The sequence below is a fragment of the Cupriavidus sp. SK-4 genome, from assembly GCF_000611125.1.
Classification (GTDB): domain Bacteria; phylum Pseudomonadota; class Gammaproteobacteria; order Burkholderiales; family Burkholderiaceae; genus Cupriavidus; species Cupriavidus necator.
Window position 1 is genome coordinate 142,318 of record NZ_JFJW01000089.1, and the last position, 1,310, is coordinate 143,627.

At 71.0% G+C, this 1,310-nt stretch carries 1 pseudogene; it reads right to left on the minus strand.

The features are described 5' to 3' along the window. A pseudogene (rluB, locus tag CF68_RS19440) lies at nucleotides 1-1,310 on the minus strand (23S rRNA pseudouridine(2605) synthase RluB); the annotation flags it as partial.

Here is a 1,310-nt window from a genome sequence, read left to right on the forward strand (position 1 = left end):
ACCGCCCCGGGCACCGCCCTGGTCGAAGCGCGGCAGGCCGTCCATGCCCGTGGGCATCGGCATGCCGGCAATCGCGGCTTCGGTGCGCTGCTTGCGTCCGCCCACCTTGGTGGCACCCTTGGGGGCCTGCTCGCCCTTGCCGGGCACCTTCAGGCCGACACCGGCCATCAGCGCCTTGACGTCATTCGGCTCGACTTCCTGCCAACGGCCGCGCTTGAGGCCGCGCGGCAGCAGGAACTGGCCGTAGCGGGTGCGGATCAGGCGCGACACGGTCAGCCCAACCGCCTCGAACATGCGGCGCACTTCACGGTTGCGGCCTTCAGTCAGGGCCACGTGGTACCACTGGTTGACGCCTTCGCCACCGCCGTCGGCAATGCGCAGGAAGTTGGCTTCGCCGTCATCGAGCTTGATGCCATGCAGCAGGCGCTGGCGGTCGGCCTCGGCCAGCTCGCCCAGCGTGCGCACCGCGTACTCGCGCTCCACGCCGTAGCGCGGATGCATGAAGCGGTTGGCAATGTCACCCGAGGTGGTGAAGATCAGCAGGCCTTCGGTATTGAAGTCCAGGCGGCCCACCGCGACCCACTTGCCGGACTTGATGCGCGGCAGGCTGTCGAACACGGTCGGACGGCCTTCCGGATCGGACTGGCTGACGATCTCGCCGGCGGGCTTGTGGTACAGCAGCACGCGCGGCGGCTTGGTCGACACCTTGCGGTGGATCAGCTTGCCGTTCACGCGGACCTGGTCCGCCGGCAGGATGCGCTGGCCGATATGCGCCGGCAGGCCGTTGACCGAAACGCGGCCCTGCAGGATCAGTTCTTCCATCTCGCGGCGCGAGCCCAGCCCGCCCTCGGCCAGCACCTTGTGCAGCTTGGGCGCGTCGTCGTCGGCCGACAGCTCGCGCACAGGCTTGGCCTTGGTGCGCGGAATGACGGTGTCTTCGTTGTCGTACTGCTCGGAGATCACGAAGCGGAACAGGTCTTCGCTGCTCGCCGCGGTCTTGTCCCCGCCGGCCTGGCCCTTGCGGGGCGCCTGCGGCTTGCCGCCATCCTTGCGCCGGCCCTGCTGCCGCGCGCCGGCGCCCTGCGCCTCGCCCGGCGCTGCCGCCTTGCCTGAGCGCTGGACTGGCTTGCGCTTGCGGCCGGGCTGCTCGGGCTTGTCGGTGCCTTCGGCCCTGGCCGCGCGGTCCACCTTGTCTGCCTTGCTGGTGCCCTGGCCGCCCTGGCCGCCCTGGCTACCCTGGCCGCCCTCGCCCTGCCCCGTCTTGCGCTTGCCGCGGCCACGCTGGCCACCGCGCGCACCGCCCGCCGCCT